Origin of the sequence: Xenorhabdus sp. KJ12.1 (assembly GCF_963876495.1) — a bacterium.
Taxonomy (GTDB): domain Bacteria; phylum Pseudomonadota; class Gammaproteobacteria; order Enterobacterales; family Enterobacteriaceae; genus Xenorhabdus; species Xenorhabdus stockiae.
The window spans coordinates 1-363 of the sequence record NZ_CAWNQH010000041.1 but is presented as its reverse complement, the minus strand read 5'-3'; the positions used below and the strand labels follow the sequence as shown (position 1 = coordinate 363).

The following is a 363-nucleotide window of genomic DNA, read 5'->3' as shown; positions in this document are numbered from 1 at the left end:
TGGCTCCTCCAACTGGACTCGAACCAGTGACATACGGATTAACAGTCCGCCGTTCTACCGACTGAACTATGGAGGAATTGCTGTGTTCCTGAGAACGAGATGAATGATAGGGGAATGGAGAAGGGTTGTAAAGCAGAAAAATAAAAAATAAATTCAATTGGTTAAGCGTTGTTCTATGTGGTGATGTTTTGTCATTTTTTGTAATGGAAAATAGCCATTATTTACAATAATCAATATCCTTGTGGCACTACAAAGTGTGGCGACTAGTACTACAGCCGTAATGGCTGTGGAATAAGAGGGGTATCCCGGCGCCGATAATGACATTGTTGTGCGTGGTACTGATGTCGTCGTCGCCAGTTTGAC

At 43.0% G+C, this 363-nt stretch carries 1 tRNA gene; it reads right to left on the bottom strand.

Going from position 1 to position 363, the window contains the following annotated elements:
• Positions 1-76 (bottom strand) — tRNA-Asn (locus tag AACS92_RS04245).
• Between the last annotated feature and the right edge of the window lie 287 nt (positions 77-363).